Source organism: Luedemannella helvata, from assembly GCF_039528415.1.
GTDB classification, from domain to species: Bacteria; Actinomycetota; Actinomycetes; order Mycobacteriales; family Micromonosporaceae; genus Luedemannella; species Luedemannella helvata.
In genome coordinates this window covers 18,294-42,559 of the sequence record NZ_BAAALS010000015.1, presented here as the reverse complement: position 1 = coordinate 42,559, position 24,266 = coordinate 18,294, and the positions used below count along the sequence as shown (strand labels likewise).

The window sequence follows — 24,266 nt, the reverse complement described above, 5'->3', positions numbered from 1 at the left end:
CTGGCACAGAAGGCGGACGGCCTCAGCCGCCGACGCGGCGCAGCAGGCCCTCCTGGACGGCGCTCGCCACGTGGCGGCCGTCGCGGGTGAAGAGGCGGCCGGTGGCCAGCCCGCGCGCGTCCGAGGCGGACGGGCTCCAGCAGTCGTAGAGCAGCCAGTCGTCGGCCCGGAACGGGCGGTGGAACCACATCGCGTGGTCGAGGCTCGCGCCGATGACGCCGCCCGGGCCCCACACCTCGCCGTGCGCCGACAGAACCGAGTCGAGCAACGTCAGGTCGGAGGCGAACGTCAGGGCGCACGCGTGCAGCAGCGGGTCGTCCGGCAGCGTGCCGTCGATGCGCATCCACACCCGCTGGTGCGGCTCGGCGCGCCGGCTGCCCGGGCGTACCCAGCCGGGCTCGCCGTCGTAGCGCACGTCGATGGGCATCTCGCGGAGCGCGAGCGCCCGGGCGCGCTCCGGGTAGGGAGCGAGCCGTTCGGCGAGGGTGGGCAGCTCCTCCGGCGGCGGTACGCGCCGGTCGTCCGGGGCACCGGGCTCAGCGCTGTCGCCGGTCGGGGCGCCCGGCACGACGCGCGGCGCGGGCGCCTGGTGGTCCAGCCCGTCCTCCGGCACGTGGAAGGAGGCCGACATGAAGAAGATCGTCTTGCCGTGCTGGGTGGCGACCGAGCGCCGCACGGAGAACGAGCGCCCGTCACGGACCCGTTCAACGGAGTACGTGATGGGTTCGGTCGGGTCACCGGGACGCACGAAGTACCCGTGCAACGAGTGGACCGAGCGGGCCGGGTCGACCGTGCGGCCCGCCGCGACGAGCGCCTGGCTGGCCACCTGACCACCGAACACCCGCTGCGGACCGACCGGCGGGCTCACCCCGAGGAAGGTGTCCGGACCCAGCTCCGACAGGTCCAGCAGGGCGACCAGGGCGTCGACCGCCGCCTGACCGGCCAGCCCGGGCCCGCCGACGAGCGCGTGGGGGCCGGCCAGGGTCGGCCGGTCCCCACTGTCGGTCGAGGTCACGAGGAGAGCGATCCGATCTTGTGCAGTCGCAGCGTGTTCGTGGAACCGGGGGTGCCGGCGGGCGTGCCGGCGACGATCACCACGTAGTCACCCGGCTCGGCGACGCCCAGGCCCAGCAGCGACTGGTCGACCTGGCGGAACATGTCGTCCGTGTGCTGCACGAACGGCACCAGGTAGGCGTCCACGCCCCAGCTGAGCGCGAGCTGGCGGCGCACCGCCGGCTCCGGGGTGAGCGCGATGAGCGGCAGCTCGCAGTGCAGGCGGGCGAGGCGGCGCACCGTGTCGCCCGTCTGGGAGAAGGCGACCAGGGCCTTCGCGCCGGTGGCCTTGGCGATGTTCGAGGCGGCCGCGGTGATCGCGCCGCCGCGGGTGCGGGGGTCGTGCTGCAGCCGCGGCACCGCGATCGGGCCGGCCTCCGTGGTGGTGACGATGCGGGCCATCGTGCGGACCGTCTGCACCGGGTGGGCACCCACACTGGTCTCGCCGGAGAGCATGACCGCGTCAGCGCCGTCGAGCACCGCGTTGGCCACGTCGGAGGCCTCGGCCCGGGTGGGGCGCGAGTTCTCGATCATCGAGTCGAGCATCTGGGTGGCGACGATGACCGGCTTGGCCTGCTCGCGGCCGAGCTGGACCGCGCGCTTCTGCACGAGCGGCACCTGCTCCAGCGGCAGCTCGACGCCGAGGTCGCCGCGCGCCACCATGATGGCGTCGAAGGCGTCCACGATGGACTCGAGCTTCGCCACGGCCTCGGGCTTCTCGATCTTCGCGATGACCGGCAGCCGCACGCCGACCTCGTCCATGATCTCGTGTACGAGCTTGATGTCGTCGGCCGAGCGCACGAACGACAGGGCGATCATGTCGACGCCCAGTTGCAGCGCGAAGCGCAGGTCGGAGGCGTCCTTGTCGGACAGCGCCGGCACGCTCACCGCGACGTTGGGCAGCGACACGCCCTTGCTGTCGGAGACCGGACCGCCCTCGACGACGGCACAGCTGATGTCGGGGCCGCTGACGCCGAGCACCTCGACGGCCACCTTGCCGTCGTCGATGAGCAGGCGGTCGCCCACCCGCACCTCGGAGGGAAGTTTCTTGTACGTGCAGGAGACCCGGTCGTGCGTGCCCAGGATGTCGTCGCTGGTGATCACGACGGTCTCGCCGGTGCGCCACTCCGTGTGGCCCTCGGCGAACTTGCCGAGACGGATCTTGGGACCCTGCAGGTCGGCGAGGATGCCGATCGGTCGGTCAGCCTCGGCCGCGGCCGCCCGGACCAGGTTGAACCGGCTCTCGTGGTCGGCCTGGGCGCCGTGGCTCATGTTGAGCCGGGCGATGTCCATGCCGGCGGCGATAAGCTCGCGGATCCGCTCCGGGGAGTCAACGGCGGGCCCAAGGGTACAGACAATCTTCGCGCGACGGGTCACGGTCATCAGGCTAAGCCTCTCCCAGGTCGGCCGGTTAGCCGACCTCATCATCAAAAGTGAACGTTCCGCAAACAGCTTTTAACGGACATTTCTTCCGGGCGGAACCACCGACAAGAGTACGCCGCACCGGGCCGCGTTGCCCGGGCCGGTCCACGCCCCGACCGCATCGTGGTAACCGGGATGAGCCTCGTCGCTCACCCCGTTCAGCGAACCGCGAGTGGGCGGTCCGCCGGCTGCACGGGCGCCGGCAGGACGCCGGCACCGCCAAGGTACGCGTGCACCGCGGCGGCTGCCGCCCGACCCTCCGCGATCGCCCACACCACGAGCGACGCGCCGCGGTGCATGTCCCCGGCGACGAAGACGCCCGGGGCGTCCGTCTGCCAGTCGGGGCCGCACGCGATCGCGCCGGACGGGGTACGGACGAGGCCCAGCTGCTCCAGCAGCGGACCCTCCTCGGTGCCCGCGAAGCCGATGGCGAGCAGCACCAGGTCGGCCGGCAGCTCCCGCTCGGTGCCGGGCACCGGGGTGACGATCCGCTGGCCGTTCTTGCGGGTGACGGTCACCTCGGCGATGCGCACCGCCCGTACGTTGCCGTCGGCGTCGCCGACGAACTCCTGGACCGCGACCGCGAAGGCACGCTCGCCGCCCTCCTCGTGGGCCGGGTAGTTGCGCAGGATCGTCGGCCAGGTCGGCCACGGGTCGCGCGACTCGTCGCGCTGCTCGGGCGGCAGCGGGTAGATGTCGAGCTGCGTCACGCTCGCCGCGCCCTGCCGGTGCGCCACGCCGAGGCAGTCCGCCGCCGTGTCACCGCCCCCGATGATGATCACGTGCCGGCCGGCCGCGTCGATCTCGGCCCTGTCCTGCTTGCCGGCCACCACCCGGTTGGCGGGCACCAGGTGCTCCATCGCCAGGTGCACCCCCCTGAGCGCCCGACCCGGCGTCTGCGGGGTGTCCCGGCCGGCGAGCGCGCCCGCCGCGAGCACCACCGCGTCGTACTCGGCCCGCAGCTGCTCGGCGGTGACGTCGACGCCGACGTGGCAGCTGGTGACGAACCGCACCCCCTCCGCGCGCAGCTGGTCCAGCCGCCGGTCGATGTGGTGCTTCTCCAGCTTGAAGTCCGGGATGCCGTAGCGCAGCAGGCCGCCGGGCTCGTCGTCACGCTCGTACACGGTGACCTCGTGCCCCGCCCGGGCCAGCTGCTGGGCGGCGGCCAACCCGGCCGGGCCGGAACCCACCACGGCGACGCGCCGGCCCGAGGGCGTCGGCGACGGGTTGGGCACCACGGTCCCCCGGTCGAACGCCCGGTTGATGATCTCAACCTCGACCTGCTTGATCGTGACCGGCTGCCCGCCGTTGATGCCCAGCACGCACGCGGCCTCGCACGGCGCGGGGCACAGCCGCCCGGTGAACTCCGGGAAGTTGTTCGTGGCGTGCAGCGCCTCGATGGCGAAGTCCCAGGTGTCCGTGCGCACCAGGTCGTTCCAGTCCGGGATCCGGTTGCCCAGTGGGCAGCCCTGGTGGCAGAACGGGATGCCGCAGTCCATGCAACGGGTGGCCTGCTCCCGGATGAGCTCGTCGCTCGCCTCGGGGTAGACCTCGTGCCAGTCCAGCAGGCGCACGGGCACCGGGCGCCGCGCCGGCAGCCGCCGGTCGTAGCGCAGGAAACCGTTCGGGTCAGGCACTCGCCACCTCCGTCCTGGCCTGGCGTGGGGGCACCACCTCGGCCGGCGCGGGTGCGGCGACCGGTCCGGCCGCCAGCTCCGCCATGATCGACTCATCGATGTCGCGGCCGGCGGCCTCGGCGGCGCGGATGACCTTGATAGCGCGCTTGTAGTCGCGCGGCACCACGGAGGTGAACTCGCCCAGCGCCGCCCCCCAGCGGTCGAGCAGCCGGCCGGCGACAGCCGACCCCGTCTCGGCGTGGTGGCGCTCCACGAGCTGGCGCAGCACCGGCTCCTCCTCCGGGCTGACCGGGCTCAGGTCGACCAGCTCGGTATTGACCCGCGACGGGTCGAGCTGCCACACGAACGCGGTGCCGCCCGACATGCCGGCCGCGAAGTTGCGTCCGGTACGGCCGAGCACGACCACCGTGCCGCCCGTCATGTACTCGCAGCCGTGGTCGCCCACGCCCTCGACGACCGCGACGGCGCCCGAGTTGCGCACCGCGAACCGCTCGCCCACCTGGCCGGACAGGTACAGCTCGCCCGCGGTGGCGCCGTAGAGGATCGTGTTGCCCGCGATGATCTGCTCCTCGGCGGCGAACGGCGCGTTCTCGTCCGGTCGCACGATCACCCGTCCGCCGGACAGGCCCTTGCCCACGTAGTCGTTCGCGTCGCCCGTCAGGCGCAGCGTCAGGCCCTTGGCGGCGAACGCGCCGAACGACTGGCCCGCCGTGCCGCGCAGTTCGACATGGAAGACGTCATCGGCCAGTCTGGTGCCCGCCCGCCGCACGATCTCACCGCTGAGCATGGCGCCAACGCTGCGGTTGTCGTTGCGTACCGGGGACTCCAGCGTGATCCGCTCGCCGGCCGACAGCAGGTCCAGCCGCACGCCCGCCCGCTCGATGAGCTGCCGGTCCAACGCGTGCCGCAGGCCGTGGTCCTGGTCGGTGACGCGGCTGCGGGAGGCGCCCTCCGGCAGGTCCGGCACGTGCAGCAGCGGCCGCAGGTCGAGCCCGTGCGCCTTCCAGTGCTTCGTGGCCGGGCGGGTGTCGATCAGCTCGGCGTGCCCGATCGCCTCGTTGAGGCTGCGGAAGCCCAGCGCGGCCAGGTAGCCGCGCACCTCCTCGGCGAGGAAGGTGAAGAAGTTCTCCACGAACTCCGGCGTACCGGTGAACCGCTTGCGCAGCACCGGGTTCTGCGTGGCGATGCCGACCGGACACGTGTCGAGGTGACAGACGCGCATCATGATGCAGCCGGACACGACCAGCGGCGCGGTCGCGAAGCCGAACTCCTCGGCGCCGAGCAGCGCCGCGATGATGACGTCGCGGCCGGTCTTGAGCTGGCCGTCGACCTGCACGGTGACCCGGTCGCGCAGGCGCTGCAGCAGCAGGGTCTGCTGCGTCTCCGCCAGGCCAAGCTCCCACGGCGTGCCGGCGTGCTTGAGCGAGTTCAGCGGGGACGCGCCCGTGCCGCCGTCGTGACCCGAGATCAGGATGACGTCGGCCTTCGTCTTGGCCACGCCGCTCGCGACCGTGCCCACGCCGATCTCGGAGACGAGCTTGACGTGGATGCGCGCCGCCGGGTTGACGTTCTTCAGGTCGTAGACCAGCTGGGCCAGGTCCTCAATGGAGTAGATGTCGTGGTGCGGCGGCGGCGAGATGAGGCCGACACCCGGCGTGGCGTGCCGGGTCTTGGCGACCCAGGGCCACACCTTGTTGCCGGGCAGCTGCCCGCCCTCGCCGGGCTTCGCGCCCTGCGCCATCTTGATCTGGATGTCGTCGGCGTTGACCAGGTATTCCGTCGTGACGCCGAACCGGCCGCTGGCGACCTGCTTGACGGCCGAACGCCGCTGCGGGTCGTAGAGGCGCTCGACGTCCTCGCCGCCCTCGCCCGTGTTGGACTTGCCGCCCAGGCGGTTCATGGCGATGGCCAGGGTCTCGTGCGCCTCCGCCGAGATCGAGCCGTACGACATGGCGCCCGTGGCGAACCGCTTGACGATCTCGCTGGCGGGCTCCACCTCGGACAGCGGCACGGGCTCGCGTACCCCGATTTTGAGTTCGAAGAGTCCCCGCAGGTAGCCGGAGTCGGCCGAGGCCTTGTCCACCGCGGCCGTGTACTGCTGGAACACGTCGTAGCGGCGGGCCCGGGTGGCGTGTTGCAGCAGGAACACCGTCTCCGGGTTGAACAGGTGCTGTTCGCCCTCGCGGCGCCACTGGTACTCGCCGCCGACCTCCAGGCGCCGGTGGGCACGCTCGGCCTCGTTGGCCGGGTAGGCCGTGGCGTGCCGCGCGGCGACCTCGGCCGCGATCTCGGTGAGCCCGATGCCGCCGATGGTGGTGCTCGTGCCCGCGAAGTACCGGTCGACGAGCTTCTGCTCCAGGCCGACCGCCTCGAAGACCTGCGCACCGGTGTACGACGACACCGTCGAGATGCCCATCTTCGACATGATCTTCTGGACGCCCTTGCCCAGCGCCTTGACGTAGTTGCGCACCGCTTTCTCGGGCGTGACGCCCGTGAGCGCGCCGGTGGCGATCAGGTCCTCGACGCTCTCGAAGGCCAGGTACGGGTTCACCGCGGCCGCGCCGAAGCCCAGCAGCACCGCCACATGGTGCACCTCGCGGCAGTCGCCCGACTCCACGACCAGGGCCACCTGCGTGCGGGTCTGCTCGCGGATGAGGTGCTGGTGGACGGCCGCCGTGAGCAGCAGCGACGGGATCGGCGCGAGGTCCGCGGTCGAGTCGCGGTCGGACAGCACGAGGATGCGCACGCCGTCCTCGATCGCCTCGGACACGTGCCGGCAGATCTCGGTCAGCCGCGCCTTGAGACCGGCCGCGCCGTCGCGCACGCGGTACAGCCCGGAGACGCGCACCGTGCGGAAGCCCGGCATGTCCCCGTCGTCGTCGATCGAGTAGATCTTCGCCAGCTCGTCGTTGTCGATGACCGGGAACGGCAGCACGATCTGGCGGCAGCTGGCCGGGCCCGGGTCGAGCAGGTTGCTCTCCGGCCCGATCGTCGCCGACACGCTCGTGACCAGCTCCTCGCGGATCGCGTCCAGCGGCGGATTCGTGACCTGCGCGAACAGCTGGGCGAAGTAGTCGTAGAGCAGCCGCGGGCGCTTGCTCAGCGGGGCGATCGGGGTGTCCGTGCCCATCGAGCCGATCGGTTCGATGCCGGCGCGCGCCATCGGCCCGATGAGGATCTTCAACTCCTCCTCGGTGTACCCGAACGTCTGCTGGCGGCGCTGCACGGAGTCGTGGGTGTAGACGATGTGCTCGCGCGCCGGCAGGTCGTCGAGGTGCATGAGGCCGGCCGACAGCCAGTCGTCGTAGGGCTGGGCGGCGGCCAGCTCCTTCTTGATCTCGTCGTCCTCGATGATGCGCCCGGCGGCGGTGTCCACCAGGAACATCCGGCCCGGCTGCAGGCGACCCTTCTGCGCCACCGTGGCGGGGTCGATGTCGAGCACGCCCGCCTCGCTCGCGAGCACGACCAGGCCGTCGCTGGTGCGCCACCAGCGGCCCGGCCGCAGGCCGTTGCGGTCGAGCACCGCGCCGACGAGCGTGCCGTCGGAGAACACGACACTGGCCGGCCCGTCCCACGGCTCCATGAGGGAGGCGTGGAACTGGTAGAACGACCGACGGTCCGCGTCCATCGCGGTGTCGTTCTCCCACGCCTCCGGGATCATCATGAGCACGGCGTGGGGCAGGCTGCGCCCGGCAAGGTGCAGCAGCTCGAGCACCTCGTCGAGGTTGGCCGAGTCGGAGGCGTCCGGCGAGCAGATCGGGAACACACGGCGCAGGTCGCCGGGGATCAGGTCGCTGCGCAGCAGCGCCTCGCGGGCGGCCATCCAGTTCTTGTTGCCCCGGATGGTGTTGATCTCACCGTTGTGGGCCATGAACCGGTTGGGATGCGCCCGGGGCCACGACGGGAACGTGTTGGTCGAGAAGCGGGAGTGCACCAGCGCGATCGCGCTGTCCACCCGCTCGTCGAGCAGATCGGGGAAGAACGCCGGCAGCTGGTCCGGGGTGAGCATGCCCTTGTAGACCATCGTGCGGCCGGACAGCGACGGGAAGTGCACCTCGACGCCGCGCTCGCGGGTCTCCCGCTCCACCTGCTTGCGCACGCAGAACATGACCCGCTCGAGCTCGATACCGTGCAGCGCCTCGCCGGCCGGGCCGGCGGGGCCGCCGGTGAGCCGGCGGGCCGCCAGGAAGAGCTGGCGCACCCGGGGCATGGCGGCCAGGGCCGACTCGCCCAGGTCGCTGGCGTCCGTGGGGACGTCGCGCCAGCCGAGCACCTCCGCACCCTCGACCACGGCGTACTTCTCGACGATCATGGCGGCGCGGGCCGCCTCGGCCTCGTCCAGCGGCAGGAACGCGAGCCCGGTCGCGTAGAAGCCGGCGGGGGGCAGCTCGAAGTCGACGACGGAACGCACGAACGCGTCCGGGACCTGGATCATGATGCCGGCGCCGTCGCCGGTGTTCGGCTCGGCGCCACGGGCGCCCCGGTGGTCCAGCCGAACGAGGGCCCCCAGGCCCTTCTGAACGACACCGTGGGAACGCCGTCCGGCAACGTCGGCCACGAACGCAACGCCGCACGCATCCCGCTCATGGGCGGGGTCGTACAAGCCCTGGGCCGGCGGTGCGGTCATGGTGCCTCCAGACGTCATCGCAGTGCGTGGTGGGACGACGTCGGCCCGAGTACCCGTCTGTGCAGTGTACGCGACCGCCGTTACGGCCCAGATCAACAACGAGCTTGGCGTCCCACCTAGTGGGCGTTAAGGTACAGGGCCGTGACGCCCTCCCCCGCGATGCTGCCCGCGATCGAACAAGCCTACGACCAGTTCCCCCGCACCGGAGGAGCCCCCGTGGAGTCCCTCGGAGCCTTCGAAATCTTTGGGATAGGTCGTAGCGGTTGGCCCCATTATGCCCGCCCCCGCATCGGAGGGACGGACGTTGATGTCATGACGGTCGATGCCGTCCGCGCGCGGCAGCGCGAACTCGGCGTCCCGGAGGCGTTCGAGTGGGTTCACGAGACCACCCCCGCGCTCCTCGACGCCGTCCGCGCCAGCGGCCTCGACGTCCGGCTCGCACCGCTCATGGTGCGCATGGCGCCGGCCGCTCCCCCGGCTCCCGGCGGCGCCCGCGTCCGCCTCCTCGACCCGGACGATCCCGACTTCGCGCGTGATTTCGCCACCCGGTCCGCCGTCGCCGACCTGGGCTTCGCCAACCTCGGGACGGCGACCGGCCCCATCGGTCCCGCCGAGCGCGACGCGGCCGCGACCCCCACGCCGGACGCCCGGCTCGCCTACTTCCGCGACGCCGCCCGCGCGGGCTCCTTCCAGCACGCGGTCGCCGAGACCGCCGAGGGCATCGTCGCCACCGGCGCCATTCAGGTCGCCCCCACGGGCGCCGAGGTCGTCGGTGTCGCCACGCTGCCGAGCGCCCGCCGCCGCGGCCTGGGCGCGGCGGTCACGGACCTGCTCGCCCGCTACGCCCAGGAACAGGGCTGCGACCTGGTGTTCCTGTCGGCGGAAAGCGACGCCGTGGCCCGGGTCTACGAGCGCAGCGGCTTCGTCCGCATCGGCACCGCCTGCATCGCCGAGAACCCTTCCTGAGTACGCGCGACCCGGCGCGCCCGCACCATCAGGACGGGGGTTGCCAGTCGGCCGCCGTGTCGCGCGCCCGGCCGAGCAGGCGGGGGGCCAGGGCGCCGAGCGCCGCGTCGCGGGCGCGGATGGTCAACCTGCCCTGCGCCTGCATCACCCGGCCCAGCCGGTGCGACGACCGGGCCACCCGGGCGACGCGCGGCCGGCGTACCCGGGTGAAGGCCTCCAGTGCGGCGACCAGTTCCGGGCCCGGCCGCGCGCCGGCCACGAGCGCCTGCAGCGTGGCGGCGTCCTCGAAGGCGAGGCAGGCGCCCTGGGTGAGGTTCGACGTGGCCACATGGGCGGCATCGCCCAGCAGCGCGATTCCCCCGCCGCCCACCGCCTTGTCGAAGCGGGGCGGCAGCGGTCGCAGCACCTGGCCCGACCGCTGCACCAGGTCCTCGGGCTCGGTGGCGGCGAGCAGCTCGCGGACCGGCGACTGCCAGTCGGCGAACCAGCGACGCAACAGGCTGAGCTGGGTGGCGGACGACTCAGGTCGCGCGGCGCCGGGCGCGGTGGCCGCCCAGTAGATGCCGCCGCGCGACGACCCGCCGGCGGAGCCGCGTTCGCCGAGCGTCGCGTGCAGGAAGCGGCGGCCGGTGCCCAGCATCTCGCCGGCCGGCGGCACGGTGTCGGGCAGCTTGGGGGCGCGGAACCACGGGATGACGGCCCGCCAGGTGGTGAAGCCGGCGGGCACGAGGCTCGCGCCCGGCACGGCGCGGCGGCGCAGCAGCGAGTCGGCGCCGTCGGCCGCGACGACGAGGTCGGCCTCGAACGTGTACCGGCCGGTGGTGATGGCCGGGCGGTCGGCCGGGGCGGTACGGATGCCGGTGACTTCCGTGCCCGTACGGATCTCGAGCCTGTCGCCCAGCCCCGCCATCAGGGTGTCGTGCAGGTCGTCGGTGTGCACGACCACGGGCTGGTCGGCCGGGCCGGTCGCGGCCTGCGCCTCGACCAGCCACCGCCCGTCCGGGCGGCGGATGCCGGAGGCGGTGGTCGGGAACGCGATGGCGTCCAGACCCCGGCCCAGCCCGAGAGCGCGCAACGCGGCGACGCCGTTGGGCCAGATCAGCAGCGCCGCCCCGCCGCCGCGCAGCCGGGTGTCGCGCTCCAGCAGGGTGACCTGCCAGTCCGACCGGGACAGGGCGCCCGCGACCGCGAGGCCGCCGACGCCCGCGCCGACCACCACCGCGGTACGCATCAGCCCTGGTTCCCCGGCTTCTCCGCCGGGTCGATGCGCTCGGCCTCCGGCGCGTCGCCCGACGCCGGTTCGACCGGTGGCGCGTCCGCCGCGTCTGGTGCCTGCCCGTCCGGTGCCTGCTCGTCCGGGGTCTCCGCGTCCGGGCCCGCCTGGGCCGGGCCCGTCGACCCGACGCCGGTGTCGCGCCCGCGGCGGTTGCGCCAGTCGATCGGCGTACCGTCGGCGGTGACCAGGCTCAGCGAGCCGTCCTCGGCGACCGAGATGTGCTCCTGCGGGCCGCGGACGAGCACGAAGTACGCGAGCGCGCCGAGGAACACCGCGATGGACACCCAGTTGTTGACCCGCATTCCGAAGAACTCGTGCGCGGTGTCCGTGCGCAGCGCCTCGATCCAGAAGCGGCCCGCCGTGTACCCCATGACATAGAGCGCGAACGCGCGCCCCCGGCCCAGCTTCCAGCGACGATCGACGAGCCAGACGAGCAGCGCGACGCCGAGGTTCCACCCCGCCTCGTACAGGAACGTCGGGTGGAACGGGCCACCGGACACCAGCACGGGCTCGCCCGTGGCCGGGTCGACGACCGCGCGGCCGGCGCTCAGGTCGTACTCGTAGACCTTGAGGCCCCACGGCAGGTCGGTGTGGCCGCCGTAGAGCTCGTTGTTGAACCAGTTGCCCACCCGGCCGATGGCCTGGGCGACAGGCAGTCCGGGCGCGAGCGCGTCCGCGAACACGGTGAGCGGCAGGTTGACCCGCCGGCAGGCGTACCAGGCGCCCAGCGCGCCGCCCGCGACCGCGCCCCAGATGCCGAGGCCGCCCTCCCAGATCCTGAAGGCCCGCATGGGGTCGCCGTCGGCACCGAAGTAGTCGTCGGGCGAGGTGATGAGGTGGTAGATGCGCGCCCCGATGATGCCGGCCGGCACGGCGTACAGGGAGATGTCGAGCGTCAACCACTTGGGGGCGCCGCGGCGGCGCAGGCGCACCTCGGTGATGAGGCAGGCGGCCACGATCCCGAGCAGGATGCACATGGCGTACGCCCGGATGGGAATGGGGCCGAGGTGCCAGGCACCTTCGGTCGGGCTGGGGAAGTCGGCGAGGATCGTCGCGGCCGTGGTCACGGGTGCACACGCTACCGCGTCGGCGGTTGCGGCCACAGACCGTGCGGACATCTGGCCGTCGCGCCCCTTAGGCGCCCGGTCTGTCCCGTTCTAGGCTTTTATGGCATGACACTTCTCACCTCGACCGTCGCGGCGGTCATCACGGACACGGCGGGCCGCGTGCTGCTCTGCCAGCAACGGCAGGGCCACCAGCTGTGGGGGCTGCCCGGCGGCGGCGTCCGCCCGGGCGAGAGCCCGGCGCACGCGGTCGTGCGGGACGTGCGCACCGACACCGGGACGGAGACGGAGATCGTCGACCTGGTCGGCCTCTACCAGCTCACCGGCGACGGCTGCGGCACCGACCTCCCGGACGTGCTGGTGCACGTGTTCCGGGGCCGGCTCGCCGCCGCGGACGTGGCCGTCAACGCGCCCGGCCGGATCAGCCGGCTGGCCTGGCACGACCCGGCCCACCTGCCGGAGCCGGTCACGGCGACCACGCGGGCGGCCATCGCCGACGCGCTGGCCGGCCGCTCGGGTGTCGTGCGCGAGGTCCTGCGCGACGTCGACCCGGACCTGCCCGACGACGAGACCGCCATCCCGACCCAGCAGCCGCCGGTGATCTCCGTCAGCTGACCTGCCCGGCCGGCTCCGTGGGCTCCCGACGGCGGCGCCACCACATCACCGCCGGCTCGACGACGCGGGCCGCCACCGGGCCCGCGATGGCCATGAGCAGCACGTACGCCGTGGCGAGCGCGGCCAGCTCGCCCGTGACCGCGCCCGACGTAACCGCGAGGCCCGCAATGACGATGGAGAACTCGCCGCGCGCCACGAGCGCCGCGCCGGCCCGCAGCCGGCCCAGCCGCGCCACGCCCTGCCGCCGCGCCGCCCACCAGCCGGTGAGCACCTTGGTGGCCGTGGTGACGATCGCGAGCAGCACGGCCGCGCCGAGCACGGGTGGGATCGTCGACGGGTCCGTGTTGAGGCCGAACAGCACGAAGAACACGGCCGCGAACAGGTCGCGCAGCGGCTCCAGCAGCTTCGTGGCGTTCTCCGCGGTGGAGCCGGAGATCGCGATGCCGAGCAGGAAGGCGCCGACGGCCGCCGAGACCTGCAGCGCCGAGGCGACGCCGGCGACGAGCAGCGCCGCGCCGAGCACGCGCAGCAGGAAGACCTCGGGTTCGCGGGCGTCCACGACGGCCGACACGGCGCGGCCGTAGCGCAGGGCCACCACCAGCACCACCGTGATCGTCACGAGCGCGATGCCGAGCGCCTTGAGGCCGCCGAGGAAGCCCACCCCGGCCAGGACGGCCGTGAGGATCGGCAGGTAGAACGCCATCGCCAGGTCCTCGAAGACGAGGATGGACAAGATGACCGGCGTCTCGCGGTTGCCCAGCCGGCCGAGGTCGCCGAGAACCTTCGCCACGATGCCGGACGAGGAGATGTAGGTCACGCCGGCCATGGCGAGCGCCCCGATCGGGCCCCAGCCGAGGATCACCGCGACGATCGCGCCGGGCGCCGCGTTGAGCACGATATCGACGATGCCGGCGAGCCAGGAGCGGCGCATGCCGGTGAGGAGTTCGTCGGCCGTGTACTCCAGGCCCAGCAGCAGCAGGAGCAGCACCACGCCGATCTCGGCGGCAAGGCCGGCGAACTCGCCGATGCCATGCAGCGGGACGATCCCCCCGGAGCCGAAGGCCAGGCCGCCGAGCAGGTAGAGGGGGATCGGTGAGACCCCGATACGCCACGCCAGGCGGCCGAGGACGCCCAGTCCGAAGAGGACGGCGCCCAGCTCGATAAGGGCGGTGGCGGTGTTGTGGCCGTCACCCATGCCGGTCAGCCGTGGTCGATGATGCGGGCCGCCTCGGCGAGACCGTCGGTCGTGCCGACAACGACGATCAGATCTCCGGCGGTCAGGCCGAAGTCGGGGCGGGGTGAGGGATGGACAACGCCACCGCGCAGGATCGCGACGATCGACGCACCCGTCCGGGTGCGCAGCGCCGTGTCACCCAGCGTGTGCCCGTCGAACGGCGACCCGGGCACGACCGCGAGCTGATGGGTCTCGATGCCGGTGACGTCGCGGTTCTGGGCCGCGATGTGCTCCACGAGGTGGGGCGCCCCCAGCAGGCTGGCCAGCGTGCCGGACTCGGCGGCCGTCAGGGGCACGGCCGCGATGACCGCGTCGGGATCGTCCCGGCGGAACACGAGCAGCTCAGCGTGGCCGTCGCGATGCGTGATGACGCCCAGGCGCCGACCGTCCCGCGTCGCGAAGTCCTGCTGCACCCCGATGCCGGGAAGCGGCGTTACATTCACGTTCACCGCGCGATCCTAACGGATCTCGAAACGGTCACGCTCAACGCTGTACCGCGCGTACCCCGGCCGCGAGGTCCGCGCTGAGCTCGCGCAGCGCGGTCAGTCCCTCGTCGAGGTCCGGCGCGACGAGCAGCGTGTTGACGAGCGCGCTACCCACGATCACCCCGTCGGCGTAGGAGCCCACAGCCGCCGCGTGCGCCCCGTTGCGTACCCCGAGACCGACACCGACCGGGATGGTGGCGTCCGCCGCGCGGACCCGGGCGACCAGCGCGGGCGCCGCGTCCGACGTCTGCTCGCGGGCGCCGGTGACGCCCATCACCGCCGTGGCGTAGCAAAAGCCCCGGCAGGCGGCCGCCGTCGTGGCGATGCGCGCGTCCGTCGACGACGGGGCGACGAGGAAGACCTTGTCGAGCCCGTGCGCGTCCGCGGCGGCGATCCACTCGCCGGCCTCGTCGGGGATGAGGTCGGGGGTGACCAGCCCCGCGCCGCCCGCGGCGGCGAAGTCGCGGGCGAACCGCTCGACGCCGTAGCGCTCGATCGGGTTCCAGTACGTCATCATGATCACTGGGGCGCCGGCCTGCGCGGCGGCCTCGACGATGCGCAGGACGTCCGCGCTGCGCACACCGCCGGCCAGGGCGATCTCGCTGGCCCGCTGGATAACGGGGCCGTCCATGACCGGGTCGGAGTACGGGAACTCGACCTCGATGACGTCGACCCCGGAGGCGACCATGGCCTTCATCGCGGCGATGCTGCCGTCGACCGTCGGGAAGCCGGCCGGCATGCAGCCCACCAGCGCGGCCCGACCCTCGGCCCGGGCCTTCTCAAAAGCTATCGACACACTCACAGCGCCACCCCGGCTCGCTCGCCGCGCTCACTCACGCCTGATCCCCGAACAGTCCGAAGTAGTCGCCCGCCGTCGCCACGTCCTTGTCGCCCCGGCCGGACAGGTTCACCACGATGGTGGCGTCCGGGCCCAGCTCGCGGGCCACCCGCAGCGCGCCAGCGAGCGCGTGCGCGCTCTCGATCGCCGGGATGATGCCCTCGGTGCGGCACAACAGCTGGAAGGCGTCCATCGCCTCGGCGTCCGTGACCGGCTCGTACACGGCCCGTCCGGTCTCGTGCAGCCACGCGTGCTCCGGCCCGACGCCCGGGTAGTCCAGGCCCGCGGAGATCGAGTGGGACTCGATCGTCTGGCCGTCCTCGTCCTGGAGCAGGAAGGTCCGGTTGCCGTGCAGCACACCGACCGCCCCGCCGGTGATCGACGCGGCGTGCCGGCCCGTGGCGACGCCGTCGCCGCCCGCCTCGAACCCGTACAGCCGCACGGAGGTGTCCGGCACGAAGGCGTGGAAGATGCCGATCGCGTTCGACCCGCCGCCGACGCAGGCGACGACCGCGTCCGGCAGCTTGCCGGTCAGCTCGAGGGTCTGCGCCCGGGCCTCCTCGCCGATGCCCTTCACAAGGTCCCGCACGATCATCGGGAAGGGGTGCGGGCCGGCGGCCGTGCCCAGCAGGTAGTGGGTCGAGTCGACGTTGGCGACCCAGTCGCGCAGCGCCTCGTTGAGCGCGTCCTTGAGGGTGCGCGACCCGTTCGTCACCGGGATGACCGTGGCGCCGAGCATCCGCATGCGGGCGACGTTGAGCGCCTGCCGGCGGGTGTCCTCCTCGCCCATGTAGACCACGCACTCCAGCCCGAACAGGGCCGCGGCCGTGGCGCTGGCCACGCCGTGCTGGCCCGCGCCGGTCTCGGCGATGACGCGCGGCTTGCCCATCCGCTTGACGAGCAGGGCCTGGCCGAGCACGTTGCGGACCTTGTGCGCACCCGTGTGGTTGAGGTCCTCGCGCTTGAGCAGGATGCGCGCCCCGGCGACCTCGGACAGCCGGGTGGCGTCGTAGAGCCGGCTCGGCGCGTTCGCGTACTCGCGCAGCAGGCGGTCGAACTCCGCGTGGAACGCCGGGTCGTCCTGCGCCTCGCGGTAGACCTTCTCCAGCTCGTCCAGGGCCGCGATGAGCGCCTCGGGCACGAACCGACCGCCGAAGCGGCCGAAGTGCCCGGCGAAGTCCGGCAACGCCTGCGCGGTCATCGGACCGGCCTCGGCGTCGCCGGGTGCGAACCGGCCGTCACCAGCTCGGCGACCGCGTCACGCGGGCTCTTCTGGGTCACCAGGCCCTCCCCCACCAGGACCGCGTCGGCGCCGGCCGCCGCGTACCGGATCAGGTCGTGCGGACCGCGCACGCCGGACTCGGCGATCTTGACAACGTTGTTCGGCAGGCCGGGCGCGATGCGCTCGAACACCGACCGGTCGACCTCCAGCGTCGCCAGGTTGCGCGCGTTCACGCCGATGACCTTGGCGCCGGCCGCGAGGGCCCGGTCGGCCTCGGCCTCCGTGTGCACCTCGACCAGCGCGGTCATGCCCAGCGACTCGACCCGCTCCAGCAGGCCCACGAGGGTGTTCTGCTCCAGCGCGGCCACGATCAGCAGGACCAGGTCGGCCCCGTACGCCCGGGCCTCGTGCACCTGGTAACTGGAGACCACGAAGTCCTTGCGCAGCACGGGCACGTTGACCACGGCGCGCACCGCCGCCAGGTCATCGAGCGAGCCGCCGAACCAGCGACCCTCGGTCAGCACGCTGACGCAGCGGGCGCCGCCGTCGGCGTACTCCTTGGCCAGCTCGGCCGGGTCCGGGATTTCCGCCAGTTGCCCCTTCGACGGGGAGGACCGCTTCACCTCGGCGATGACGCCGACGCCGGGCGACCGCAGGGCGGCGTAGGCGTCGAGCGCGGGGACAGCCGCCGCGGCGGTTTCCCTCAGCGCCTCCAGCGGTACCCGCGCCTGACGGGCCGCCACGTCCTCGCGGACCCCAGCCAGGATCTCCTCGAGCACGCTCACCGGCCCACCTCCACCCGCGGGCTCCCCAATCCGGGTGTCGTCATGCGGCCGATGGTAGGGGTAACGCAGATCGCACCCAAGTCCGGGGTATGCCGTTGCTAACCCTGTGGAATGCGGCATAATGCCTCGGCCCGCCCGTGCGGTATAAGCGGCGCGCCGAAAACGGTCCCCGCAGGTCAGTCTGTGGTGGGATCGTCACCCCGGTCGATGGCGTCCCAGAACTGTCCCGTCGACCGCCGGCCCGGCGTCCGCGCGGGGTCGCTCCTGCCTTCCTGGGTACTCCTCACCGCGCGTGAACCGTCCGGCACGGGGGCGGGGGCGCGCTCGTAGCGGGTACCCATGGACGGCCACTGACCGCCCTGGCGCAGCGCGACCGCGCCGACCGCCACGATGACGGCGCCGGCCGCCAGGCACAGCACCGGCCACAACCGCCGGCCCGCGTCCGCGTCCGCCATCGTCAGGGCCGCGCCCGCCACGACCGCGCCGCCGGAGGCGACCATGAGCGCCGCCACGACCGACCGGCCGAGGGCCCGGGTGGCCAGCAGCGCGCCCGCGCCCGCGAGCGCCACGAGGGCGAATGCCGGGATCACCGGGGCCAGGGCCGCGCCCGTACGCACCGCCGAGGCAGGCGGGAGCGGGGCGGCCCGTTCCGTCACCTCCACGGCCCACGTACGGGTGGCGGCCAGCAGCGCGAGGCCCGCGGCGCCCGCGCTCGCCACGACCGCCACCGCGAGCGCCCGCCGCGCCGCGGTCGTCGCGGCGCGCGGCGGCCGTGCCGTACCGGCCTGGTGACGCTCGCTCATCGGGCGGGACGCAGCGTTTCGGCGGCGGCCAGGGCGGCGAGGACGGCGGCGGCCTTGTTGCGCGTCTCCTGCTCCTCGGCCGCCGGGTCCGAGTCGGCCACGATGCCGCCGCCCGCCTGCACGTAGGCGACGCCGTCACGCATGAGAGCGGTACGGATGGCGATCGCCGTGTCCAGGTCCCCGCCGAAGCCGAAGTAGCCCACGATGCCGCCGTAGAGGCCGCGCCGCGTGGGCTCAAGCTCCTCGATGATCTCCATGGCGCGCACCTTGGGGGCGCCGCTCAGCGTGCCGGCCGGGAACGTCGCCACGAGCGCGTCGAACGCGGTGTGCTCGTCGCGCAGCTCGCCCACGACCGTGGACACGATGTGCATGACGTGGCTGTACCGCTCGATCGTGGCGAACTCGGGCACCTCGACCGTGCCCGGCTTGCACACCCGACCCAGGTCGTTGCGGCCCAGGTCGACCAGCATGACGTGCTCGGCGCGCTCCTTGGGATCGGCCAGCAGCTCGGCGGCCAGCCGGGAGTCCTCCTCCGGGGTGGCCCCGCGCCAGCGGGTGCCCGCGATCGGGTGCAGCAGCGCGCGACGACCGGAAACTTTCAGGTGCGCCTCCGGCGACGACCCGACGATGTCGAACCCGTCGAAGCGCAGGAAGTACATGTACGGCGACGGGTTCGTGCTGCGCAGCACCCGGTAGACGTCCAACGGATCGGCGTCCGTGGGCCGCTCGAAGCGTTGCGCCACAACGATCTGGAAGCATTCGCCGTCGCGGATCGCCTCCTTGGCCGAGTCCACCGCCTTCTGGTGCAACCCGTCCGGGGTACGGGAGACGATCCGGCCGATGCCGGGATGATCGACCGTGGACACCATCGGCGGGGTCGGCCGCGACAGGGCAGAGGTCATCGAGTCCAGCCGGCCGATCGCGTGGTGGTAGGCGGCGCTCACGGTGGCGTCGTCGGCGCCCTCCGGCAGGATCGCGTTGGCCACCAGCACGGCCGAGCCCTCGAAGTGATCCAGCACCACCAGGTCCGTCGCGAGGATCATGCCCAGCTCGGGCACGTCCAGATCGTCCTCGGCGATTTCCGGCAGGCGCTCGAAGCGACGCACGATGTCGTACGACAGGAAGCCCACCAGGCCGCCCGTGAGCGGCGGCAGCGCCTGCCCCACATCCGGCAGCTCCCCGGACAGCGCCCGGACGGTGGCCCGCAACACCTCGACCGGGTCGCCGTCGGTCGGCACGCCGGCCGGCGGGGTGCCCAGCCAGACCGCCCGGCCCTCGCGCTCCGTGAGCGTGGCCGTGCTGCGCACGCCCACGAACGAGTACCGCGACCAGGCCGTGCCGCCTGAGGCTGAGCCGTGCTCGGCCGACTCCAGCAGGAACGTGCCGGGGCCCCCGGCCAACTTGCGGTAGACGCCCACCGGGGTCTCCCCGTCGGCCAGCAGCCGGCGGGTCACCGGCACCACGCGATGGGCGCGGGCCAGCTCGCGGAAGGTGGACTCGTCGGGTGTGACGACGCCGGTGGTCACAGTTCGTCCTCTTTCTCCGCGTATTCGGCCTTCTCGGCCAGCAGCTCATCCGTGAAACAGGTGCGGGTGCCCGTGTGGCACGCCGGGCCAACCTGGTCCACCCGGACGAGCAGCGTGTCGCCGTCGCAGTCCAGCGACACCGACTTCACGTACTGATGGTGCCCCGAGGTCTCGCCCTTGATCCAGTACTGTTCCCGGCTGCGTGACCAGTAGGTCGCCCGCCGTGTGGAGAGCGTACGCCGCAGCGCCTCGTCGTCCATCCACGCGAGCATGAGCACCTCACCGCTGTCGTACTGCTGGACCACGGCCGGCAGGAGGCCCGCCGGGTCCCGCTTCAGCCGCGCGGCAAGATCAGGATCTAGGGCGGTCATGCGACCCAATTCTTCCCTATCCGCCAGCGGCATCGAAGCCGCGTCCCATCGTGGCATTTTCGGGGGATCTCAGGGTGGCCCGACAGGGGTACGGTGATGCTGCGTCGCCGCGTCCAGCCGTACACGGCGCGCATCAGGCTCACACCCTCAGTCGGTAGCGCCGGCCCTCCCCGCCGGTCGATCCGTGGCTGCCGGCTGCGCGTAGCGGCCTCGCTCCAGCAGGCAACCAGCATGAGTGTGCGCGGCGGCCGCACCCCGTCGCGCCGCAGGGGACGGAGGATCAGCATGCACGAACAGGAATCCGCGTGGGGGCCGCCAGCGACCCAGGACCCGCGGATCGTCGCCCCCCGGCCGCCCTTCGACGACACGGCGATCCTGCCCGTGGTCACCGAGGAGATGGTGGCCGCCGCCGACAGCGCCACGGACGCCCCCACGGCGTACGCGCCGGCGCCGACGACCGGCTCGCCGGCCCTTGGCGACCAGGCGGTCGGCGTGGCCTCGGACGAGTCGATCGGCGCCGCCGGGCCGGACGACGACGCCCCGGCCGCTGACGTCCCGGCCGACGAACCGGTGGCCGAGGGCCCGGTCGACGCGGAGGCCGCCGAGGGCGTCACCGCCGTCGACGACGAGGCGGCCGAGCCGACCGCCGCGGCCGACGCGGAACTCGTCGCGGGCGACGAGCCGGTCGACGCCGAACTCGTCACGGACCCGGAGCCGGTCGCGGACGCCGGGGCCGTTCCGGTGACGGAGGAGCCGGTGGTCGACGGATCCGCGGCGGACGTCCCGGTCACCGAAGAGCCGGTGAGCGCCGAGCCGGTTGAGGGTCCCCCGTTCTCGGCGTGGGCCACCCCCACGACCGAGCAGGCGGCGGAGGAGCCGGTCGACGCCATCGTCGTCGACGAGGAGTTGGTCGCCGCGCTCGCCGACGACGCGCCCGTGGCCGAGACCGGGGACACGGACGTCCCGGCCGACGCGGAACCCGTCGACGCCGAGCCGGTGGCCGCCGAGGAGCCGGTCGCCGAGTCGGCCGACGAGCTCGCCACCGAGGAGACGCCCGACGACGAACTGGTCGCGGTCGACGAGCTCGCCGCCCTCGACGAGAGCGACGCCGATGACGCGTTGTCTGCTGAAGCCGAGGGCGAGGACGTCGCGCCGGACGCGGAACTCACCGAGCCCGAGCCCGAGGCCGCGACGGACGCGGACGAAGGTCAGCCCGCGGCCGAGGCGGTGGAGCCGGAGGCCACCGAGCCAGCCGACGCCGAGGTGAGCGAGCCGGAAGCCGGCGTGGAGACGACCGAGCCGGAAGCCGACGTGGAGACGACTGAGCCGGAAGCCGAGGCCGAGGCCGCCGCCGACGCCGACGCCGACGTCGCGACGGAGGCCGCCGAGCCCGACGCGGCCGCCGAGGACGCCTCGGCAGACGCGGCGCAGCCCGAGGGCGGGACCGCCGAGGTTGACGGCGAGGTTGCCGCGGCCGAGTGGGCCGAGGCGCCGATCGTGGAAGAGCCCGTCGATGTCGTACCGGACCCCGACGCGCCGGCGGCCGAGAGCGACTCCGACGCCGACGCCGTCGAGACCGACGCGGAACCGGCAGCCGACGCGGAACCGGCAGCCGACACCGACGCCGAACCGGCCGCAGAGGCCGAGGCGGACGCCGACGCCGAACCGACCGCAGAGGCCGAGACGGACACCGACACCGAGCCGGTGGCTGACGCCGACATTGAGCCAGGTGGCGAGCCGGTCGCGGACGCCGAGCCGGCCGTGGAGACGGCCGACGCCGGGCCGGTTGAGGACGGGGAGCCCGCCGCCGAAACGGAGCCTGCCGACGAAGCGGCGGCCTTCGACGCGGAGCCGGTCGCCGACGCGGAGCCGGTCGCCGAGACCGAGCCCGCCGACATCGATCTGGCGGACGATGCCGAACCCGTCGCCGAAACGGAACCCACCGCCGAAACGGACCCGGCGACGGAGACCGAACCCACCGCGGACGTGGAGGAGCCGGCCACGGACCTTCCCGGCGAGCCGGTCGCCGAGACCGTCGCGGAGCCGGAAGCCACCGCACCGGAAGCCGCGTGGGTGGCGGCGCCGGTCGCCGAGGCGGCCCCGACCGAACCGGACGCCCCGGCCGGGTCCGAGTCGGAATCCGCTGTCGACGTGGCGGCGCTCGTCGGGGCGGCGGCCATCGCCGCGCCTGTCGCGGCTGCTGCGGCGGTCACGGACGATCGCGCCGAGGAGGCGCCGGAGGTCGTGCCGGCGGCGGGCCTGCCCGCGGTGGCGTCGCAGGTGGACGCGACCGTACTGCCGTTCACGGTGTGGACGCCGGAGGCGGCGGCGGTGGTGCGCGACCGGATGCTGCAGTTGCAGGCCGACTTCTTCGACGACCCGGTGACCGCGGTGCGCGACGCCGAGGCCGTGGTCAACGACGCGGCACACGCCCTGCTGCAGTACCTGACCGGCCAGTCCCTGGACCTCAGCGACTGGCGGCGCGACGCGGTGCCGGACACCGAGCAGCTGCGGCAGGCCATGCGTCGCTACCGGGAGTACCTGGACAAGATTCTCGCCCTCTGATCCCTGTGTGCGCGTGGTGGCCCGGGCCGTTCGCCCGGGCCACCCGCATGTGTACCGCCGACACCGCGCCAGCCGATGCGCGCCGGCCCGGAACAAGCCCGCATGGCCGCCGGACCGCCACAGCTCTAACCCCACCTCACAGCGGACACAAGGAGCACTTGTGTCCGGTGTGGGCAGCGCCGTAGCCTGAAGTTCAACGCTTGTTGAATTACGTCGGACCACGGGACGACTCGGAGGAACCCATGGAGACCGCGATCGAGGTCAGCGACCTCGTCATCGCCCGCGGCAGACGGCGCGTCCTGCACGGCCTCAGCTGCGCGATCCCGCGCGGCAGCGTCACCGGCCTGCTGGGCCCCAGCGGCAGCGGCAAGACCACGCTCATGCGCGCCATCGTCGGCGTGCAGAAGGTGGAGTCCGGCACGGTGACCGTCCTCGGTGAGCCGGCCGGCAACGCGGGGCTGCGCGCCCGGGTCGGCTACCTCACCCAGGCGCCGAGCGTCTACGCCGACCTGACGGTCCGCGAGAACGCGCGCTACTTCGCCTCGCTCTACACGAACGCCACGAACCGCGACGCCGACGAGGCCATCGAGAAGGTGGGCCTCGCGGGCGCCAGCGGCCAGCTCGTGGGCACGCTGTCGGGCGGCCAGCGCGCCCGCGCGTCGCTCGCCTGCGCGATCCTCGGCAAACCGGACGTGCTCGTCCTCGACGAGCCGACGGTCGGGCAGGACCCGGTGCTGCGCGACGAGCTGTGGCAGCACTTCCGCGACCTGCGCGACGCGGGTGCCACGATCCTCGTCTCCAGCCATGTCATGGACGAGGCGGGCCGCTGCGACCGGCTGCTGCTCATCCGCGAGGGCGAGCTGATCGCCGACAACACCCCCGACGAGGTACGCGCGGCCGCCGGCACGGACGACCTCGACCAGGCCTTCCTCAACCTCATCCGAACCCGGGCCCGCGACCAGAAGACCGTGGAGGTCCAGTGATGTCGCCGCGCATCCTCGCCAGCACGACCCGGCGCATCCTCGCCCAGCTGCGCCACGATCACCGCACGGTGGGCCTGCTCATCGTCGTGCCGGTGGTCCTGCTCACGCTCATCTACTTCATGTTCGAGAACCAGCCGACCCCGCCGGGCCAGCCCTCCACGTTCGACCGCATCGGCCTGATCATGCTGGGCGTCTTCCCGTTCACCATCATGTTCCTCATCACGAGCATCGCGATGCTGCGCGAGCGCACGACGGGCACGCTGGAGCGGCTGCTCACCACCCCGCTGGCCAAGCTGGACCTGCTGTTCGGCTACGGCATCGCGTTCGGCCTCGCGGCCGCCGTCCAGGCCTCGGTCGCGGCCGGTGTGGCGTACTGGCTCTATGATCTCGACACCGCGGGCGGGATCGGCCTCGTCGTGCTCATCGCCGTCGCCAACGCGGTGCTCGGCGTCGCGCTCGGGCTGCTGTGCAGCGCGTTCGCCCGGACGGAGTTCCAGGCTGTGCAGTTCATGCCCATCGTCGTGCTGCCCCAGGTGCTGCTCTGCGGGCTGTTCGTGGCCCGCGACGAGATGGCCGGCTGGCTGAACGCGCTGAGCGACGTCATGCCGATGACCTACGCCGTGGAGGCCCTGCAGGAGGTCGGCGCGCATGCCGAGGCCACCGCCACGATGTGGAAGGATCTCGGCATCGTGCTGGGGTGCGTGGTGCTGGCGCTGGTCCTCGCGGCCGCGACGCTGCGCCGCCGTACCGCCTGAGTTCCGCCGGCCGGGTCCGCGGTCCGCCGCGGCCCGGCC

Annotated in this window: 19 protein-coding genes; 5 read left to right on the top strand and 14 right to left on the bottom strand. The window is 73.1% G+C overall.

Annotated elements, in window-relative coordinates:
- Positions 1-22: 22 nt before the first annotated feature.
- From ABD191_RS16335 to gltB, 4 genes are all read right to left on the bottom strand, one after another.
- Positions 23-946, bottom strand: coding sequence for an acyl-CoA thioesterase (locus tag ABD191_RS16335; RefSeq protein ID WP_344082664.1), 924 nt, complete (start codon positions 944-946; stop codon positions 23-25).
- Positions 947-1,011: 65 nt separating this feature from the next.
- Positions 1,012-2,436, bottom strand: coding sequence for a pyruvate kinase (gene pyk / locus ABD191_RS16330; RefSeq protein WP_344082440.1), 1,425 nt, complete (start codon positions 2,434-2,436; stop codon positions 1,012-1,014).
- A 197-nt stretch (positions 2,437-2,633) separates the two neighbouring features.
- A complete protein-coding gene (locus ABD191_RS16325; protein WP_344082438.1) occupies positions 2,634-4,112 on the bottom strand; it encodes a glutamate synthase subunit beta in 1,479 nt (492 codons plus the stop codon).
- Positions 4,105-8,739, bottom strand: coding sequence for a glutamate synthase large subunit (gene gltB, locus ABD191_RS16320; RefSeq protein WP_344082436.1), 4,635 nt, complete (start codon positions 8,737-8,739; stop codon positions 4,105-4,107). Before gltB ends, ABD191_RS16325 begins: the two co-directional genes overlap by 8 nt.
- A gap of 312 nt (positions 8,740-9,051) precedes the next feature.
- On the opposite strand from gltB, the gene ABD191_RS16315 reads away from it, so the two are divergent.
- On the top strand, positions 9,052-9,705 hold the full coding sequence (locus tag ABD191_RS16315) for a GNAT family N-acetyltransferase (protein WP_344082434.1): 654 nt from the start codon (positions 9,052-9,054) through the stop codon (positions 9,703-9,705).
- A 28-nt stretch (positions 9,706-9,733) separates the two neighbouring features.
- Here the strand turns inward: ABD191_RS16315 and ABD191_RS16310 are convergent, their stop codons facing one another.
- Together ABD191_RS16310 and lgt are read right to left on the bottom strand one after the other, a co-directional pair.
- On the bottom strand, positions 9,734-10,936 hold the full coding sequence (locus tag ABD191_RS16310; RefSeq protein WP_344082432.1) for an FAD-dependent oxidoreductase: 1,203 nt from the start codon (positions 10,934-10,936) through the stop codon (positions 9,734-9,736).
- Positions 10,936-12,048: a prolipoprotein diacylglyceryl transferase gene (lgt, locus tag ABD191_RS16305; protein ID WP_344082430.1), complete on the bottom strand. Its 1,113-nt coding sequence runs from the start codon at positions 12,046-12,048 to the stop codon at positions 10,936-10,938. The genes ABD191_RS16310 and lgt overlap by 1 nt, the downstream gene beginning before the upstream one ends.
- 105 nt (positions 12,049-12,153) lie before the next feature.
- On the opposite strand from lgt, the gene ABD191_RS16300 reads away from it, so the two are divergent.
- The gene (locus ABD191_RS16300; RefSeq protein ID WP_344082428.1) at positions 12,154-12,660 is read left to right on the top strand and encodes an NUDIX hydrolase; all 507 of its coding nucleotides are present in this window, start codon (positions 12,154-12,156) and stop codon (positions 12,658-12,660) included.
- Here the strand turns inward: ABD191_RS16300 and ABD191_RS16295 are convergent.
- The 8 genes from ABD191_RS16295 to hisI all read right to left on the bottom strand — a co-directional run bounded on the left by ABD191_RS16295 (position 12,653) and on the right by hisI (position 19,981).
- A complete protein-coding gene (locus tag ABD191_RS16295; protein WP_344082426.1) occupies positions 12,653-13,855 on the bottom strand; it encodes a cation:proton antiporter in 1,203 nt (400 codons plus the stop codon). The two genes, ABD191_RS16300 and ABD191_RS16295, sit on opposite strands and share 8 nt — an antisense overlap.
- 5 nt (positions 13,856-13,860) lie before the next feature.
- The gene (locus tag ABD191_RS16290) at positions 13,861-14,343 is read right to left on the bottom strand and encodes a cation:proton antiporter regulatory subunit (RefSeq protein WP_344082424.1); all 483 of its coding nucleotides are present in this window, start codon (positions 14,341-14,343) and stop codon (positions 13,861-13,863) included.
- 34 nt (positions 14,344-14,377) lie between these two features.
- Positions 14,378-15,181 carry a tryptophan synthase subunit alpha gene (gene trpA, locus ABD191_RS16285; protein ID WP_344082422.1) on the bottom strand — a complete coding sequence of 268 codons (804 nt, stop codon included), beginning with the start codon at positions 15,179-15,181 and terminating at the stop codon, positions 14,378-14,380.
- Positions 15,182-15,212: 31 nt separating this feature from the next.
- Entirely contained in the window at positions 15,213-16,418 is a 1,206-nt protein-coding gene (gene trpB / locus ABD191_RS16280) for a tryptophan synthase subunit beta (RefSeq protein ID WP_344082420.1), read from the bottom strand.
- The gene (gene trpC / locus ABD191_RS16275; RefSeq protein WP_344082662.1) at positions 16,415-17,218 is read right to left on the bottom strand and encodes an indole-3-glycerol phosphate synthase TrpC; all 804 of its coding nucleotides are present in this window, start codon (positions 17,216-17,218) and stop codon (positions 16,415-16,417) included. The genes trpB and trpC overlap by 4 nt, the downstream gene beginning before the upstream one ends.
- Before the next feature lie 182 nt (positions 17,219-17,400).
- Positions 17,401-18,027: a Trp biosynthesis-associated membrane protein gene (locus ABD191_RS16270; protein ID WP_344082418.1), complete on the bottom strand. Its 627-nt coding sequence runs from the start codon at positions 18,025-18,027 to the stop codon at positions 17,401-17,403.
- Positions 18,024-19,553 carry an anthranilate synthase component I gene (locus tag ABD191_RS16265; protein WP_344082416.1) on the bottom strand — a complete coding sequence of 510 codons (1,530 nt, stop codon included), beginning with the start codon at positions 19,551-19,553 and terminating at the stop codon, positions 18,024-18,026. The genes ABD191_RS16270 and ABD191_RS16265 overlap by 4 nt, the downstream gene beginning before the upstream one ends.
- Positions 19,550-19,981: a phosphoribosyl-AMP cyclohydrolase gene (hisI, locus tag ABD191_RS16260; RefSeq protein WP_425560731.1), complete on the bottom strand. Its 432-nt coding sequence runs from the start codon at positions 19,979-19,981 to the stop codon at positions 19,550-19,552. Before hisI ends, ABD191_RS16265 begins: the two co-directional genes overlap by 4 nt.
- Before the next feature lie 228 nt (positions 19,982-20,209).
- Here hisI and ABD191_RS16255 point away from each other — a divergent pair, with 228 nt between their 5' ends.
- The 3 genes from ABD191_RS16255 to ABD191_RS16245 all read left to right on the top strand — a co-directional run bounded on the left by ABD191_RS16255 (position 20,210) and on the right by ABD191_RS16245 (position 24,227).
- Positions 20,210-22,489: a hypothetical protein gene (locus tag ABD191_RS16255; protein ID WP_344082412.1), complete on the top strand. Its 2,280-nt coding sequence runs from the start codon at positions 20,210-20,212 to the stop codon at positions 22,487-22,489.
- 242 nt (positions 22,490-22,731) lie between these two features.
- On the top strand, positions 22,732-23,472 hold the full coding sequence (locus ABD191_RS16250) for an ABC transporter ATP-binding protein (protein WP_344082410.1): 741 nt from the start codon (positions 22,732-22,734) through the stop codon (positions 23,470-23,472).
- A complete protein-coding gene (locus ABD191_RS16245; protein WP_344082408.1) occupies positions 23,472-24,227 on the top strand; it encodes an ABC transporter permease in 756 nt (251 codons plus the stop codon). Before ABD191_RS16250 ends, ABD191_RS16245 begins: the two co-directional genes overlap by 1 nt.
- Positions 24,228-24,266: the final 39 nt, after the last annotated feature.